We start from the raw sequence: 16481 nt of genomic DNA on the forward strand, positions 1-16481 counted from the left end.
CACATTGCCCTGGGGGAGCCGTATCCGGGGTCCGCTCGAGGGTGTGTGCGGTGGCTTGGCGAACTCGGGCTGAGGCCATCGGCGGATGGACGCCGTGCCGGGTCCCGGAGCCGGCCGCTGCGCCGATCGAGGCGGAGCCTTCGAGGAGCGGTGGGCGCGGACGGTGCCGCGCGCAGTCGGGGGCGACGGTCCGTTTCATGCAGCGCGTTTCATGCAACGTGTGCTCGACATCGACCAGCTGACGCCGTGTGACCTGCCCCGCGCAGGATTTCGGGTCGGGGTATGTGCTGTGTGTGCTGTGCAGGTTCGCCGGTGCGACGCCGCGTGGCGCGCGGGTGCTGCGGGTTCCTGCAGCTCTCCCCTCTTCCCGGTCCTGCTCACCGCTCCTTGGTGGCGCCGCCCAGCAGGCCGCCCAGGGCGTCGGCCCCGCCGGCCTGAGGGGCGGTGGGGCCGGAGGCTCCCGCAGGGTGGCCGGCCCCGGATGCGGTCGGCCGGCCCTTCGTTGCGCGTTTGGTGAGGACCGTGACGATCACGGGGACCAGCAGTTCGAGCACGCGGCTGACCGTGGCCACAGGGATGCCGGTCTTCTTGGCCACGGCCGCGGCAGCGGGTCTGGCGAGCCGGGAGAGCACGCTCGCCATCAGGCCCCCGCCCAGCCCGCCCAGGGTCATCACGCCCTCCAGCGGAGGTTCGGACACCTCGGAGAGGGCCTGTCGCACTTCTTCCGCGTGCTCCGGTTCCGCGGCGGCCTCGCGCAGGACTCCGGAGAGTGCGGACACCGACGTGCCCACGACGTTCGAAGCCGCTGCCCCGTCCGTGCCGAGAAGCCCTGCGATCTCGTGAAGGCGGTCGTCCCCGAGCTCGTTCAGTACGTCCTGCTGCAGTGAATCGTCACTCATGGCGAAAACGCTAAGGGTGCCCCGGTATGTCAGCATTTCGGAATTCCGGAAAAATAACTGCCCGCAATCGTGCAACCCTTCTGGCGTGAGGCGAGTCGTACTTGGCGTCAGGGTTCCCGGGGAGGGATCTGGGGGGATCGGGGAGCTCTGTCGGAGGGGGAGTGCGCGGGGCCCGGCCAGGCGGCCGGGCCCCTTGACCTGTTCGGTGAGGTACGGGCGAGGCGGTCGCGGGTGCGTCCGCTGGCCGTCACCGCCGGCGGCAGGGGATTTCTCCACAGGCCGGACCGACTGTCCGACCCGGGCGGTAGCGTCGGGTCATGTCCAATCTGGCAGTGCTGGAAGGGGTCCTCGAGCGGATCACCTACTCCAACGAGGAGAACGGATACACCGTCGCCCGGGTCGACACCGGCCGTGGCAGCGTTGATCTCCTCACGGTGGTCGGATCCCTCCTCGGTGCGCAACCGGGTGAATCACTGCGCATGGAGGGCCGTTGGGGCTCCCATGCCCAGTACGGCAAACAGTTCACCGTCGAGAACTACACGACGGTCCTCCCCGCCACTGTCCAGGGCATTCGCCGCTACCTCGGTTCCGGCCTCATCAAGGGCGTCGGCCCCAGAATCGCCGAGCGGATCGTCGACCACTTCGGGTCGGACACGCTCGACGTCATCGAGCAGGAGCCGGAGAGGCTCATCGAGGTGCCCGGCCTCGGCCCGAAGCGCACGAGCATGATCGGCGCCGCCTGGGAGGAGCAGAAGGCCATCAAGGAAGTGATGGTCTTCCTCCAGGGGGTGGGCGTCTCCACGTCGATCGCCGTCCGGATCTACAAGAAGTACGGGGACGCCTCGATCTCCGTCGTGAAGAACCAGCCGTACCGCCTCGCGGCGGACGTCTGGGGCATCGGCTTTCTCACCGCCGACCGGATCGCCCAGGCCGTCGGCATTCCGCACGACAGCCCCGACCGGGTCAAGGCCGGTCTGCAGTACGCACTGTCGCAGTCCACGGACCAGGGCCACTGCTTCCTCCCCGAGGAGCGGCTCATCGCCGACTCGGTGAAGTTGTTGCAGGTCGACACGGGCCTGGTCATCGACTGCCTCGCCGAACTCGCCGCCGACGACGAAGGGGTCGTGAGGGAGCAGGTCCCCGGCCCGGACGGCGGGGATCCCGTCACCGCGGTCTATCTGGTGCCCTTCCATCGCGCCGAGCTGTCCCTCACCGCCCAGCTGATCCGCCTGCTGCGTACGGCGGAAGACCGCATGCCGGCCTTCCACGACGTGGCCTGGGACAAGGCGCTCGCCTGGCTGGCGGACCGTACGGGAGCGGAGCTGGCCCCCGAGCAGGAGCAGGCCGTGCGCCTCGCGCTCACCCGGAAGGTGGCCGTCCTCACCGGCGGGCCGGGCTGTGGCAAGTCCTTCACGGTCCGCTCGATCGTGGAGCTGGCACGCGCGAAGAAGGCCAAGGTGGTGCTCGCCGCGCCCACGGGGCGGGCGGCGAAACGGCTTGCCGAGCTCACCGGCGCCGACGCCTCCACCGTGCACCGGCTCCTGGAGCTCAAGCCCGGCGGGGACGCGGCGTACGACCGGGACCGGCCGCTCGACGCCGACCTGGTGGTGGTCGACGAGGCGTCCATGCTGGATCTGCTCCTCGCCAACAAGCTCGTCAAGGCCGTGGCCCCCGGCGCGCATCTGCTGCTGGTCGGGGACGTGGACCAACTGCCGAGCGTCGGCGCGGGCGAAGTCCTGCGGGACGTGCTGGCCGACTCCGGACCGGTGCCGAACGTCAGGCTGACCCGGATCTTCCGGCAGGCCCAGCAGTCCGGGGTGGTGACCAACGCCCATCGCATCAACTCCGGGTCCCACCCCCTCACCCAGGGCCTCGACGACTTCTTCCTCTTCGTGGAGGACGACACCGAGGAGGCCGGCCGGCTCACCGTGGACGTCGCGGCTCGGCGCATCCCGGCCCGGTTCGGCCTGGACCCGCGGCGCGATGTGCAGGTGCTCGCTCCCATGCACCGTGGACCGGCCGGCGCGGGGACGCTCAACGGGCTGCTGCAGCAGGCCATCACCCCCGCCCGGCCCGATCTGCCGGAGAAGCGGTTCGGTGGGCGGGTGTTCCGTGTCGGCGACAAGGTCACGCAGATCCGCAACAATTACGAGAAGGGGAAGAACGGAGTCTTCAACGGCACGGTCGGCGTGGTGACCTCACTCGACCCGGTCGATCAGCGGCTGACGGTGCTGACGGACGAGGACGAGGAGGTGCCCTACGACTTCGATGAGCTGGACGAACTCGCGCATGCGTACGCCGTGACGATCCATCGCTCGCAGGGCAGTGAGTATCCGGCGGTCGTGATTCCGGTCACCACCGGCGCCTGGATGATGCTTCAGCGGAACCTGCTCTACACAGCCGTCACACGAGCCAAGAAGCTCGTCGTGCTCGTCGGGTCCCGCAAGGCGATAGGTCAGGCAGTGCGCACCGTCTCCGCAGGTAGACGCTTTACCTCACTCGATCACCGACTGACAGGTGAGGGGTTCGTGGGAAAGATCACCTAACGCTTCCGGAACCAGGGCGAAGGGGGCAGGATGAGTAGGTTGACGGCACTGAGTGCCGCCAATCGGTCCAATGGTCGACCCCGAGTGCACTCTCCTCAGCCAAATGGGGGATGGTAGAGACAGTCAGGGCACCTCGAAGAAGAGGCACTACGTCGGTGAGGGATGACGTGAGCGACAACTCTGTAGTACTGCGGTACGCGGACGGTGAATACACCTACCCGGTGGTCGAGAGCACCGTCGGCGACAAGGGCTTCGACATCGGGAAGCTCCGGGCGCAGACCGGTCTGGTGACCCTGGACAGCGGTTACGGGAACACGGCCGCCTACAAATCCGCGATCACCTACCTCGACGGCGAGCGGGGCATCCTGCGCTACCGCGGCTACCCGATCGAGCAGCTGGCGGAGCGCTCCACCTTCCTCGAGGTGGCGTACCTGCTGATCAACGGTGAGCTCCCGACTGTCGACGAGCTGTCCGCCTTCCGTGGCGAGATCACCCAGCACACCCTGCTGCACGAGGATGTCAAGCGGTTCTTCGACGGGTTCCCGCGCGACGCCCACCCGATGGCCATGCTGTCCTCCGTGGTCAGTGCGCTGTCGACGTTCTACCAGGACAGCCACAACCCGTTCGACGAGAAGCAGCGCAACATCTCCACGATCCGGCTGCTGGCCAAGCTGCCGACCATCGCGGCGTACGCCTACAAGAAGTCGATCGGTCACCCCTTCGTCTACCCGCGCAACGACCTCGGGTACGTGGAGAACTTCCTGCGGATGACCTTCTCGGTCCCGGCGCAGGAGTACGAGCTCGACCCGGTCGTGGTCGCGGCGCTCGACAAGCTGCTCATCCTGCACGCGGACCACGAGCAGAACTGCTCGACCTCCACCGTGCGCCTCGTGGGCTCCTCGCAGGCGAACATGTTCGCCTCGATCTCCGCCGGTATCTCCGCCCTGTGGGGCCCGCTGCACGGCGGCGCCAACCAGTCGGTGCTGGAGATGCTCGAGGGCATCGCGGCCAACGGCGGGGACGTCGACTCCTTCATCCGCAAGGTGAAGAACAAGGAGGACGGCGTTCGTCTGATGGGCTTCGGCCACCGCGTCTACAAGAGCTTCGACCCCCGCGCCAAGATCATCAAGGCGGCGGCGCACGATGTGCTCTCCGCGCTGGGCAAGTCCGACGAGCTGCTCGACATCGCCCTCAAGCTGGAGGAGCACGCGCTCTCCGACGACTACTTCGTCTCGCGCAACCTCTACCCGAACGTGGACTTCTACACCGGCCTGATCTACCGGGCCATGGGCTTCCCCACCGAGATGTTCACCGTGCTCTTCGCGCTGGGCCGGCTGCCCGGCTGGATCGCCCAGTGGCACGAGATGATCAAGGAGCCGGGTTCCCGCATCGGCCGCCCGCGCCAGATCTACACCGGCGAGGTCCTGCGCGACTTCGTTCCCGTCGAGGCTCGCTGACGTCTGCCGACGTCTGTGTGCCGCCCGGGGGGCCCGATCCCCCCGGGCCCGGTCACGGCGGGCTGTGAGGCCCGCTACGACGTCCGTCCCCGGACCGTTCGCCCCACCCGAGTGAGTCGCCGAAGGCTGCCACGGGGGCTGTTCCGACCCGGTCCGACCCTCGCCCGTCCCTCGCGGCAAAGCGAGAAGCGCCCCGCTGCCGATCCCCCCACGGGTCGACAAACGGGGCGCTTCCCATATCCCCGGTGCGGATTCCCCCCACGGGATCCGGCCCGGGCGTCTGCTGGTACTCAGCAGAAGCTCTTCGCGCGGTCTGCCGGGGTACGTATGTCGGGAGGGCCGCTCAAAGCTCCCCGGTCTACGTGCCCCGGCCAACGCTTGCCTGGGACGTCCCCCAAGACATCCCATGAACGTCCCCCAAGACGTTCTGGCATCGCCCACTTAGACTCGCGAAGAGCCCGAATGGTTACCCACAAATATCTGTGATCTGGATCTCTTTGTGAAGGTCCTGTGTATCACGTGAAGGATCGCAGACGAAGGCTGTTGCTGACCACGAAAACGGACGAGAAAGCCATGGCGAATCCGGCGATCATGGGATTCAGCAGGCCAGTGGCGGCCAGCGGCAGGGCGGCGAGGTTGTAGCCGAAGGCCCAGAAGAGGTTGCCCTTGATGGTCGCCAGGGTCCGCCGGGAGAGCCTGATGGCGTCGGCGGCGACCATCAGATCGCCCCGTACCAGCGTGAGGTCCCCGGCTTCGATGGCGGCGTCCGTGCCGGTGCCCATGGCCAGACCGAGGTCGGCGGTGGCCAGGGCGGCTGCGTCGTTCACCCCGTCGCCGACCATCGCGACCGTCCGGCCTTCCGCCTGAAGCCGCTGGACCGTGGCGACCTTGTCGTGCGGCAGCACCCCGGCGTACACCTCGTCGATGCCGACCTCGGTCGCGACCGACTCGGCCACGGCGCGGTCGTCACCCGTGAGCAGCACCGGCATCATCCCCAGCGCACGCAGCCGGGTGACGGCTTCCGCGCTGGTTTCCTTGATCGCGTCCGCTACGGTCAGTACGCCACGGGCCTTGCCGTCCCAGGCGACGGCGACCGCGGTCCGCCCGGAGATCCCGGCGAGCTCGTGGGGCGGCTCCACGCCCGCGTCCATGAGAAGGCGCGCGCGGCCGACGAGGACGGCGCGGCCCTCGACGGTGCCGCGTACACCGAGGCCGGGTACGTTCTCGAAGCCCTCGGGCGAGGGGAGCGCACCCACCCTGGCCGCGGCACCCTCCGCGACGGCACGGGCCACCGGGTGCTCGGAGGCGTGCTCCAGGGCGCCCGCGATCCTCAGCAGCTCCTCCTCGGTGGTGGGGCCCGTGACGTACACGTCCTGCAGGCGCATCCGGCCGGTGGTGACCGTTCCGGTCTTGTCGAGGACGACGGTGTCGACCGTACGGGTCGACTCCAGGACCTCGGGCCCCTTGATGAGGATCCCCAGCTGCGCACCGCGGCCCGTACCCACCATGAGGGCGGTCGGCGTGGCCAGGCCCAGGGCGCAGGGGCAGGCGATGATCAGTACGGCGACGGCCGCGGTGAAGGCGGCGGTCGCGTCGTCCGTGACCAGCAGCCAGGTGACCAGGGTGCCCAGCGCGATCAGCAGGACCGCCGGGACGAAGACGGCCGAGATGCGGTCCGCGAGGCGCTGCACCCGGGCCTTGCCGTTCTGGGCGTCCTCGACCATCCGGGCCATCCGGGCGAGCTGGGTGTCGGCGCCGACCCGGGTGGCCTCCACGACGAGCCTGCCCGCGGTGTTGACGGTCGCACCGGTGACGCTGTCCCCGCTGGCGACGTCCATGGGTACGGACTCACCCGTCAGCATCGACGCGTCGACGGCGGACGAGCCCTCGACGACCGTGCCGTCGGTGGCGATCTTCTCTCCGGGGCGAACGACGAAGCGGTCGCCGACGACCAGCCGGTCGGCCGGTATGCGCACCTCCGTCCCGTTCCTGAGTACGGCGACGTCCTTGGCGCCCAGCTCCAGCATGGCCCGCAGCGCGGATCCGGCCTTGCGCTTGGCGCCGGCCTCCAGGTAGCGGCCGAGCAGCAGGAAGGTGACGACACCTGCGGCGACTTCCAGATAGATGGCCGACATGCCGTCGGTCCCACCGGCCGAGGGGCTGATGGTGAGCTCGAAGCCGTGACGCATGCCCGGCATCCCCGCGTGCCCGAAGAACAGGGCCCAGAGGGACCAGCCGAAGGCGGCGAGGGTGCCCAGGGAGACGAGGGTGTCCATGGTGGCGGCGCCGTGCCGGAGGTTGGTCCACGCGGCGCGATGGAAGGGCAGCCCGCCCCACACGACGACGGGCGCGGCGAGAGTGAGGGAGAGCCACTGCCAGTTCTCGAACTGGAGGACGGGCACCATCCCCATCAGTACGACGGGCACGGTGAGCAGCGCGGACACCTGGAGCCGCTCGCGCAGGGCGGCGACGGCGAGGCCGGAAGGGGCGTCGGGCGGGGCGGCAGCCGGTGCGACGGCGGGTGGGTGGTCAGTGGCGGTGACCGTCACGCCGGGGGGTTCCCCGGCCCGGGGTTCCGGAGCCCTGCCGCCGGCGTCCGGGGCCGGTACGGCGGCGGGTCGGTGCTCCGTGGCGGTGACCGTCACGCCGGCCGGTTCCGCGGCCCGGGGCTCCGGTGCACGGGCGGTGCCGCTGGTCTCCGGGGCCGGGGTGGCGGGAGCCGCTGAGGTCGCAGGTGCGGGCGGTGCGCTCAGAGGCGTTGCGCTGTAACCCGTCTTCTCCACCACGGCGATGATGTCCGGCACGCTCGTGCCCTCGCCATGGGAGACGCGGGCCTTCTCCGTCGCGTAGTTCACCGACGCGGTGACGCCGTCCATGCGGTTGAGCTTCTTCTCCACCCGTGCCGCGCACGAGGCGCAGGTCATCCCGCCGATCAGCAACTCGGTCCGGGAGGTGACCGTGTCTGGGGCATCGCTCGCGATGTTGCTCATGTGACTGTGCTCCAAGCGCGGGGCCGGGCCCACCGTCGAGACGGATGACCCGGCCGGAAGCGGGACTAGGTCAGGCCTGGCCGACGAGCTCGTAGCCCGCCTCGTCGACGGCGGCCCGTACCGCGGAGTCGTCGAGCCGAACGTCGGAGAACACGGTGACCCGGCCTGTGGACGCGACCGCCTCGACCGATGTGACGCCGGGGATCTCGGAGATCTCGCTCGTCACGGCGCCCTCGCAGTGACCGCAGGTCATGCCCTTCACCTCGTAGACCGTGGTGAGGCCGCCCAGCTGGACGTCCGATGCGCCGCCGTGGCAGGAGCCGGCGGGCGAACAGCAGGAGCCAGTGGCCTCGGGGGACTCGGTCTTGGTCTCGGCGGTCATGACGTTCTCCTCTTCGAGGGCGTATCGCACTCGGGCGATCACTTCGTGCAATGGAGGCATTGGTGCATCGCGGGGGGTCCTGGGAATGCCGGGACCCCCTGACACTCCCAAGATTATACCCCTAGGGGGTATGAATGCGAGATTCCTCCGGCACGTGTTCCCGGTGTCGCCCTTCTTACCGGCCTTCGGTCCGACCGAGCGACGCCTGGGCGTGCAGTGGTGCCAGGTACCGGTACACGAGGGACTTCAGCTCGACGATGAACGCCTCCCGTTCCTCGCCCTCGTGGGCCAGGATCAGTTCCAGCCCCGACTTGACCACGGCGAACACCATGCACGCCGTCCGGTGGAGCTCTGCCGGCCGTGCCGCGGGGAGAAGTTCGGCGAGTATCTCCTCGACCCGGACGACCAGGGCCGAGTGCACGGCATCGTGCTCCTCGGTGATGCGGCCGGGGATCTCGGAGCCGTGCATGAGGACGGCGAAGGCAGGGTTCTCGCAGTTGAATGCGATCAGCGGGTCGAGTACCGAGTCCAGCAGCCTGTCGAGAGGGAGTGTGGGGTCGAGCGTGTCGAAGACCGCGCCGTGGGACTCGCGCCAGTGCTGGAGCAACTGCCCGCCCAGTTCGACGGCGATGGCCTCCTTGTTCGGGAAGAACTGGTAGAGAGTGCCGGGTGACACGCCTGCTTCGCGGGCGATGGCGTTGGTGCTGGCGGCGGTGTAGCCGCTGCGGCAGAAAACACCCGCCGCGGCCTCCAGCAACTGGGCGATGCGACGTTCGCCGCGAGCCTGGCGGCGGCGTGGCTGCGCGGGCCTGGCCGGGGTTCCGGTGGCTGACGCGGAATCCGTGTGCGGCGTCCCCGCCGGAGGCCGGGTCGAGGTGTCCGCCGCCTCGGGGGGTGCTCCGGTCGGCGATTTCTTCGGCCTTCTTCCCGATGCCGTGGCCGACGCCTCGGCCGATGTCCCGCCCGATGGCGTACGGGGTGCGGCCGGGGTGCCGGCCGGACCGCCGGGCGGGGTTTCGGCCGGGATTCCGGTCGCTGCCCGGGCCTTGGACTTCTCTGGCATGGGAATCACCGATCCTCAGCTCTCCGGTCGCGGTTGACAAACACGAGCGGTCGCTCGCATTCTTGAAAAACGCGAGCGATGACTCGTGTTTGCCAGTCTATGGCAATGGTCGACCGGTGCTGCCTGCCCATTTGCCTGCTGCGCTGCACGGTCTCGGTGAAGGGGACACCGCACCATGTCTGGAGTCAACAGCTCGCCGCCGATCGGTCGCTGGACACGCTTCGTCACTGCCCGCCCACGGCTGTCGCTGCTTCTCGCCCTGATCATCACGGCACTCGCCGTATTCGCGGGCAGCGGAGCCGCCGACCGTATGAGCAGCGGGGGCTGGGAGGCCCCGGACGCCCAGTCGACATACGCCACGAAGGCCCTCGACCGTGAGTTCCCGGCCGCACGCCCGAATCTGCTGCTGCTCCTCGACAGCGGCGGGAAGGGCGTGGACGACCCGGCGGTCGCTGCCGAGGCGGCGCGGCTCGCGAAGCGGCTCGCCGGGGAGGAGGACGTCACAGGCGTCGGGTCCTACTGGCAGACCAAGTCACCCGCGCTGCGATCCGAGAACGGCCGGGAGGCACTGATCGCCGCCCGGATCGAGGGCGACGAGAAGGCTCGCAATGAGGTACTGGAGCGCATCGCACCCGAGTACCGGGGCACGCACGGTCCCGTGGAGGTCTCCCTCGGGGGCCAGGTCGGAGTCATGCACGACATGCAGACGATCATCCAGGAGGATCTGCTCCGCGCGGAGATGATCGCTCTGCCGGTGACCCTGGTGCTGCTCGTGATGGTCTTCGGCAGCGCGATCGCGGCCCTGCTGCCCCTGGGCATCGGCATCGTCGCCATCCTGGGCACGAACGCCGTCCTGCGCGGGCTCACCGAGTTCACCGATGTCTCGGTCTTCTCGCAGAACCTGACGACGGCCCTCGGGCTCGGACTCGCCATCGACTACGCCCTGTTCATCGTGCGCCGGTTCAGGGAGGAGCTCGCCGCAGGTGCAGAGACCCGCGAGGCGGTGGGGATCACCCTGCGCACCGCGGGCCGGACGGTGCTGTTCTCTGCACTCACGGTCGCCGTTTCGCTGGCCGCGATGCTGGTCTTCCCGCAGTACTTCCTGCGGTCCTTCGCCTACGCCGGTATCGCCGTGGTGCTGCTCGCCGCCGCGGCGGCACTGATCCTTCTGCCCGCCGCGCTGATGTTGCTGGGGCACCGGGTGAACTCACTGGATCTGCGTCGCATGCTGCGAGGACGCCGCAGGAAGCACAGTGACGCCGACCCCGTGGACGGCGGTGAAGGCGGAAGCTGGGGGCGGGTGGTCGCCCTGGTGATGCGGCGGGCACCCGTCTTCGCGGTGGCCACCACTGCCGGTCTGGTGTTGCTCGGACTGCCGTTCCTGGGGGTGAAGTTCGGGCCCGCCGACGACCGTCAGCTTCCGTCCGACGCCGAGTCGCACGTGGTCCAGCAGCACATCCGGGACGGATTCCCCGGGAGCCCCGGTGGCGGACTGGACGTCCTCGCCGAGGGATCGGCCACGGCGGCGCAGTATGCCGAGTACCGCGACCGGATCGCCGACCTCCCCGGAGTGCTGCGGGTCGACGGGCCTCTCGTATCCGGGTCGCGGGCGACCTTCTCGGTACTGCCCGAGGAGAAGGCCGTGGGCGAGGAGTCCCAGCGGCTCGTGAAGGAGTTGCGTGCGCAGCCCGCACCGTTCGAGACCTCGGTGACCGGAAACGCCGCGATCCTCGTCGACTCCAAGGAAGCCATCGGTGACCGGCTGCCCTGGGCCGCGGTCATCATCGCGGTTGCCACGCTGCTCCTGGTCTTCCTGCTCACGGGCAGCCTCATGATTCCCCTGCAGGCGGTCGTGCTCAACGGGCTGAGCCTCACGGCCATGTTCGGAGCCGTGGTCTGGGTGTTCCAGGACGGCCACCTGTCCGGGGCGCTCGCTTTCACCCCGACCGGTGCCATCGAGACGACGCTGCCGGTGCTGATGTTCTGTGTCGCCTTCGGCCTCTCCATGGACTACGGGGTGTTCCTGCTCTCCCGCGTCAAGGAGGAGTACGACCGGACAGGCGACCATGAGCACTCCGTGGCCTACGGCCTGCGTCGCACCGGTGGGCTGATCACGGCGGCGGCTGTGATCCTCGCGGTGGTGATGGTCGCGATAGGCACCTCGCGTGTGAGCAACACCAAGATGCTCGGCCTCGGGATCGCGCTCGCCGTGCTGATGGACGCGATGGTGGTGCGCAGCCTTCTGGTCCCGTCGGTGATGAGGCTGACCGGCCGCGCGACCTGGTGGGCACCGGCCCCGCTCCGTGCCTTCCATGCCAGGTTCGGCATCAGCGAGGGCGGTATATCCGGGCCCGCTCCGGCGGAACACGACGCCGAGAAGCGGGAGGAGGCGGCGCGGACCGTCATGGACCACGAGGCCCGGAGCGGTCAGGAGGACCAGGACGGCCGGGACCGCGACAAGGCTGCGGTGGGCGGATAGGTTCGAGCCGATCCCAGCGGACCCGGGGAAGGGCGAGGCCGATGAGGGCTGTGGTGTTCCAGGAGTACGGGCAGGACGCCGAGGTCCGCGAGGTTGTGGACCCGGTGCCGTCGGACCACGGCGTGGTGGTCAGGGTCGAGGCCACCGGTCTGTGCCGCAGCGACTGGCACGGCTGGATGGGCCATGACCCGGACATCACCCTCCCGCACGTCCCCGGGCACGAGCTCGCCGGAGTCGTCGTGTCGACGGGCCCCGGTGTGGCCAACTGGCGCCCCGGGGACCGGGTCACCGTCCCCTTCGTCTGTGCCTGCGGCCGCTGTGGCGCCTGTGCGGCCGGGGACCAGCAGGTGTGCGAGCACCAGACCCAGCCCGGCTTCACCCACTGGGGTTCCTTTGCCGAGTACGTGGCATTGGAGCACGCGGACGTCAATCTGGTGGCCGTGCCCCAGGAGTTGTCGTTCTCGACGGCGGCCGGGCTCGGATGCCGGTTCGCGACCGCGTTCCGGGCAGTGGTGGCCCAGGGGCGGGCGGCGCCGGGCGAATGGGTCGCGGTACACGGCTGTGGTGGGGTCGGATTGTCCGCGGTGATGATCGCAGTGGCCTGTGGGGCGCGGGTGGTTGCGGTGGACGTCTCGCCGCGGGCACTGGAACTGGCACGCCGGTTCGGTGCGGCCGAGTGCGTGGACGCCACCCTGCTCACCGGAGCGGGTGGTACGGCCGAGGCGGTGCGCGAGCTGACGGGTGGGGGCGCGCATCTCTCGCTCGACGCACTCGGCTCACCGGCCACCTGCGCGGCCTCGGTGCAGAGTCTGCGTCGTCGCGGACGGCATGTGCAGGTCGGCCTGCTGCCGTCGGCCGCCGGGGACCCCGTGGTGCCCATGGGCCGGCTCATCGGTCTGGAACTGGAGATCCTGGGCAGTCATGGGATGGCTGCGCACGCCTACGGTCCGATGCTGGAGATGGTTCGCTCCGGGGTGCTGCGGCCGGATCTCCTGGTGACATCGGTCATCTCTCTGGACGACGCCCCGGCCGCACTCTCCGCCATGGGGGAGACCCCGGGTGCGGGCGTGACGATCATCGAGCCGCACCGCACCTGAGCGAGCTCATTCCCTACGGCCCCTATTGCCTGGGCGATTTGCGACCCAGCTGCGGATCGTGTCCGCGAACCAGTAGGGCTTACCGGCCTCGACATGGTCGGGCGGTGGAAGGAGGCCGTGCTTGCGGTACGAGCGCACCGTGTCCGGCTGCACCCGGATGTGTGCGGCGATGTCCTTGTAGGACCAGAGCCGTCTGTCCGTCATCTGTGGCACCTCCCTGCGCGCGCCGCAGCGGCGGCAGGTGGAGCCGTCGGGGGGCTGCGACGCGGACGCTGGCGATCACTGAGCCTGTGCCCCATGAACGAAACGGGGTACGGAGGGGGGAGCGGCTGTCGAGGGCTTGTGACGGAAGAACCGCGTAATGGAGACATGTGTGACCGATCGGCAACCGATGTGACGAAACCAGCGTCATCAGGCGGTTGACGCGACCGGCTCCCGGCGGCGGGGCCGACTCCCTCGCCGATTCGAGGGCGGATTCCGCGCCCGGGTCTGGTCGTGAACCGGCAGTGCCCGGTCCGGAGCGAGGTCTTGTGGCCGCCCCGGCCGCCGCCGTTCTGCGGTGCAGCGCAGCCGGCAGCCGGCCGGTCCGGTGTCACGCGCCGCAGGAGCGGAGGAAGCGGCGTGTGCGCTCGGCGATGGGGAAGGGTTTGTCCGGGGGGCAGGGGTACATGTCCTGCTCGACGATGGCGAACAGTTCGACGTCGAGACGCTGGGCCGCGGCAAGTACCGGCTCCAGTGCCGGGACGCCCGACGGCGGCTCGCACATCACGCCACGTGCGACGGCGGGCCCGAACGGCACCTCGTTCGCCACCACTTCGGTGAGGATCTCCGGATCCACCTGCTTCAGGTGGAGATAGCCGATCCGCTCACCGTAGGTCTCGATGAGCTTGACGCTGTCGCCGCCGCAATAGGCGTAGTGGCCGGTGTCGAGACAGAGCGCGACGAGGTCCGGGTCAGTCGCGTCGAGGAAGCGGCTGACGTTCTCCTCGCTGTCGATATGGGTGTCCGCATGGGGGTGGACCACGATGCGCAGCCCGAAGCGGTCGCCGACCTCCTGGCCGAGGCGTTCGGTCTGGGTGGTGAGGTTGTGCCACTGCTCGGCGGTCAGTGTGCGGTCCTCCAGCACTGCACCCGTTTTGTCGTCGCGCCAGAAGGAAGGGATGACGACCAGATGGTCCGCGCCCATCGCACGGGTGAGTGCGGCGATGTCCGCGACATGGGCCCACGTCTTCTCCCAGACTGCCGGCCCGTGGTGGAGCCCGGTGAAGACGGTGCCGGCCGACACTCTCAGTCCGCGCGACGTGGTCTCCTCGGCGAGCCGGGCGGGGTCGTTCGGGAGGTAGCCGTACGGGCCGAGTTCGATCCATTCGTACCCCGCCCGTGCGACCTCGTCGAGGAAGCGCTGCCAGGGAACCTGTTGCGGGTCGTCGGGGAACCACACGCCCCAGGAGTCAGGGGCCGACCCGATCCGGATGCGGTTGAGCAAGGGTGCGGGGGAGGTCATGGCGGCCAGCTTTCCGGCCGTCGCAGAAAGGTGTCAAGCTTTCGTCCGAATGTCAGGACAAAATGTTGACAGCCCTCGGCGGGGCGGGCTAGACCAGGGGACAGCCGGGCGTGGAACCGAAGGGACACGTATGCCTCAGCCGCCTCAGTCGTACGACGTGATCACGATGGGCCGCATCGGAGTGGACCTCTACCCCCTGCAGACGGGGGTTCCGTTGACTCGGGTCGAGACCTTCGGGAAGTTCCTCGGCGGCTCCGCCACGAACGTGGCGGTCGCTGCGGCACGGCTCGGCCGCCGTGCCGCGGTGATCACCCGCACCGGGCAGGATGCCTTCGGTGACTATCTCCATGACGCACTGCGGGAGTTCGGGGTCGATGACCGCTGGGTGACCGCAGTGCCGGGACTGCCCACACCCGTGACCTTCTGTGAGATCTTCCCGCCGGACCACTTTCCGCTGTACTTCTACCGGCAGCCCAAGGCGCCGGATCTCGAACTGCGCACGGAAGAACTGGATCTGGCAGCCATCGGCGCGTCGCGGGTCTTCTGGATGACCGGCACCGGGCTGTGCGCCGAACCGAGCAGGACCGCGACCCTTGCCGCGCTGGAGCACCGCGCGAAGTCCGGGACCACGGTCTTCGACCTGGACTGGCGCCCGATGTTCTGGACCGATCCGGGTGAGGCGCGCCCGTACTACGAACGGGCGCTGTCCCGTGCGACCGTCGCCGTCGGCAATCTCGACGAGTGCGAGATCGCGACCGGCGAGCGCGAGCCGTACGCGGCAGCCCGCGCGCTCCTCCGTGCAGGGGCCGAACTGGCCGTGGTGAAGCAGGGGCCCAAGGGCGTACTGGCCATGCGCAGCGACGGCGCATCCGCCGAAGTCCCGCCCGTGGAGGTCGAAGTGGTCAACGGTCTCGGTGCGGGGGACGCATTCGGTGGAGCGATGGTGCACGGACTGCTGGGCGGCTGGGAGCTGGAGCGGGTGATGAGGTTCGCGAATGCCGCGGGCGCCATCGTCGCCTCCCGTCTGGCCTGCTCGTCCGCGATGCCCTTCCCCACCGAGGTCGACGCCGTCCTCGACGGCCGCGCCCCCGGGCGGGGATCCCGTCCCGGGCCGGGCGGTGCACCGGACCACGGGCCCGGCAGTGTTCCCGGGATGCCGTCGTGACCCGGGTCGATGTCGCGGACCTCGTGAGGATCAGGGCCCATCGCCCCGAGGCCGTCGCCGAAGCCGCTGCCCGGCGGCGAAGGCGGCCGCTGGTCCGCGACCACGGACGGTTGATGATCATCGCGGCCGACCACCCCGCCCGCGGTGCCCTGGCCGTCGGCGACAGCCGGTTCGCCATGGCCAGCCGTCGTGGCCTGCTGGAGCGGCTCTGCACCGCCCTGGAACGCCCCGGTGTCGATGGAGTACTTGCCACCGCCGACATCCTGGAGGACCTGCTCCTCCTCGGAGCCCTCGACGACAAGGTCGTCATGGGCTCCATGAACCGGGGCGGACTCGCGGGCGCCGCCTTCGAAATGGACGACCGTTTCACGGGGTACCGCGCGGAGGATCTGGCACGGCTCGGCTTCGACGCCGGCAAACTGCTCCTCCGCATCGACTACGACGACCCCGGATCGCTCGACACCCTGCACTCCACCGCCCGCGCGATCGACGCGATGGCCGCGCACCGTCTGCCCGTCTTCGTGGAGCCGTTCATCTGCCGCCGTGTCGACGGGCGGCTCGTCAACGACCTGTCCGCCGATGCGGTCACCCGCTCCATAGCCATCGCCTCCGGGCTCGCGGGCACATCGGCGTACACATGGCTGAAGATCCCCGTCACCGACAACCCCGACGACATGCCGCGCGTAATGGAGACGTCGACGCTCCCGGCCGTCCTGCTCGGCGGTGAGGTGGGCGGCTCCTTCGAGGGCCAGGCGCGCGCGTACGAAAAATGGCGGGGTGCGCTGCAACTGCCCACCGTGCAAGGACTCGTGGTGGGGCGCTCGCTGCTCTATCCGGTCGACGACGACGTCGCGGGAGCGGTCGACACGGCCGTAGGACTGCTCTAGAGGGTACGGAGA

General features: G+C 69.5%; 12 protein-coding genes. 6 read left to right on the forward strand and 6 right to left on the reverse strand.

Annotated features, from left to right (window positions below; genetic code table 11):
* Nucleotides 1-377: 377 nt before the first annotated feature.
* Complete coding sequence (locus tag AC068D_RS20565) at nucleotides 378-899, reverse strand: DUF937 domain-containing protein (RefSeq protein WP_478824436.1); 522 nt, start codon at nucleotides 897-899, stop codon at nucleotides 378-380.
* A 317-nt stretch (nucleotides 900-1216) separates the two neighbouring features.
* On the opposite strand from AC068D_RS20565, the gene recD2 reads away from it, so the two are divergent.
* Together recD2 and AC068D_RS20575 are read left to right on the forward strand one after the other, a co-directional pair.
* The gene (recD2, locus tag AC068D_RS20570; RefSeq protein WP_478824437.1) at nucleotides 1217-3445 is read left to right on the forward strand and encodes an SF1B family DNA helicase RecD2; all 2229 of its coding nucleotides are present in this window, start codon (nucleotides 1217-1219) and stop codon (nucleotides 3443-3445) included.
* 167 nt (nucleotides 3446-3612) lie between these two features.
* Nucleotides 3613-4902: a citrate synthase gene (locus AC068D_RS20575; protein ID WP_478824438.1), complete on the forward strand. Its 1290-nt coding sequence runs from the start codon at nucleotides 3613-3615 to the stop codon at nucleotides 4900-4902.
* Between the two features lie 515 nt (nucleotides 4903-5417).
* On the opposite strand, the gene AC068D_RS20580 is transcribed toward AC068D_RS20575, so the two are convergent.
* The 3 genes from AC068D_RS20580 to AC068D_RS20590 form a co-directional block, all read right to left on the reverse strand.
* Complete coding sequence (locus AC068D_RS20580; protein ID WP_478824439.1) at nucleotides 5418-7892, reverse strand: heavy metal translocating P-type ATPase; 2475 nt, start codon at nucleotides 7890-7892, stop codon at nucleotides 5418-5420.
* Nucleotides 7893-7962: 70 nt separating this feature from the next.
* The gene (locus AC068D_RS20585; RefSeq protein WP_478824440.1) at nucleotides 7963-8274 is read right to left on the reverse strand and encodes a heavy-metal-associated domain-containing protein; all 312 of its coding nucleotides are present in this window, start codon (nucleotides 8272-8274) and stop codon (nucleotides 7963-7965) included.
* A 175-nt stretch (nucleotides 8275-8449) separates the two neighbouring features.
* On the reverse strand, nucleotides 8450-9337 hold the full coding sequence (locus AC068D_RS20590; RefSeq protein ID WP_478824441.1) for a TetR/AcrR family transcriptional regulator: 888 nt from the start codon (nucleotides 9335-9337) through the stop codon (nucleotides 8450-8452).
* Between the two features lie 175 nt (nucleotides 9338-9512).
* Here AC068D_RS20590 and AC068D_RS20595 point away from each other — a divergent pair, with 175 nt between their 5' ends.
* Both AC068D_RS20595 and AC068D_RS20600 read left to right on the forward strand, forming a co-directional pair.
* Nucleotides 9513-11816 carry an MMPL family transporter gene (locus tag AC068D_RS20595; protein WP_478824442.1) on the forward strand — a complete coding sequence of 768 codons (2304 nt, stop codon included), beginning with the start codon at nucleotides 9513-9515 and terminating at the stop codon, nucleotides 11814-11816.
* Between the two features lie 41 nt (nucleotides 11817-11857).
* Entirely contained in the window at nucleotides 11858-12913 is a 1056-nt protein-coding gene (locus AC068D_RS20600) for a zinc-dependent alcohol dehydrogenase family protein (RefSeq protein WP_478824443.1), read from the forward strand.
* Nucleotides 12914-12919: 6 nt separating this feature from the next.
* On the opposite strand, the gene AC068D_RS20605 is transcribed toward AC068D_RS20600, so the two are convergent.
* Nucleotides 12920-13117, reverse strand: coding sequence for a helix-turn-helix transcriptional regulator (locus AC068D_RS20605; RefSeq protein WP_478824444.1), 198 nt, complete (start codon nucleotides 13115-13117; stop codon nucleotides 12920-12922).
* 388 nt (nucleotides 13118-13505) lie between these two features.
* The gene (locus AC068D_RS20610) at nucleotides 13506-14417 is read right to left on the reverse strand and encodes a sugar phosphate isomerase/epimerase family protein (RefSeq protein WP_478824445.1); all 912 of its coding nucleotides are present in this window, start codon (nucleotides 14415-14417) and stop codon (nucleotides 13506-13508) included.
* Nucleotides 14418-14547: 130 nt separating this feature from the next.
* Between AC068D_RS20610 and iolC the strand changes: the two genes are divergently transcribed.
* Nucleotides 14548-15582 carry a 5-dehydro-2-deoxygluconokinase gene (iolC, locus tag AC068D_RS20615; RefSeq protein WP_478824446.1) on the forward strand — a complete coding sequence of 345 codons (1035 nt, stop codon included), beginning with the start codon at nucleotides 14548-14550 and terminating at the stop codon, nucleotides 15580-15582.
* Entirely contained in the window at nucleotides 15579-16469 is an 891-nt protein-coding gene (locus AC068D_RS20620; protein WP_478824447.1) for a Cgl0159 family (beta/alpha)8-fold protein, read from the forward strand. The genes iolC and AC068D_RS20620 overlap by 4 nt, the downstream gene beginning before the upstream one ends.
* The last annotated feature ends 12 nt before the right edge of the window (nucleotides 16470-16481 follow it).

This window comes from Streptomyces sp. NPDC043861 (genome assembly GCF_056435905.1).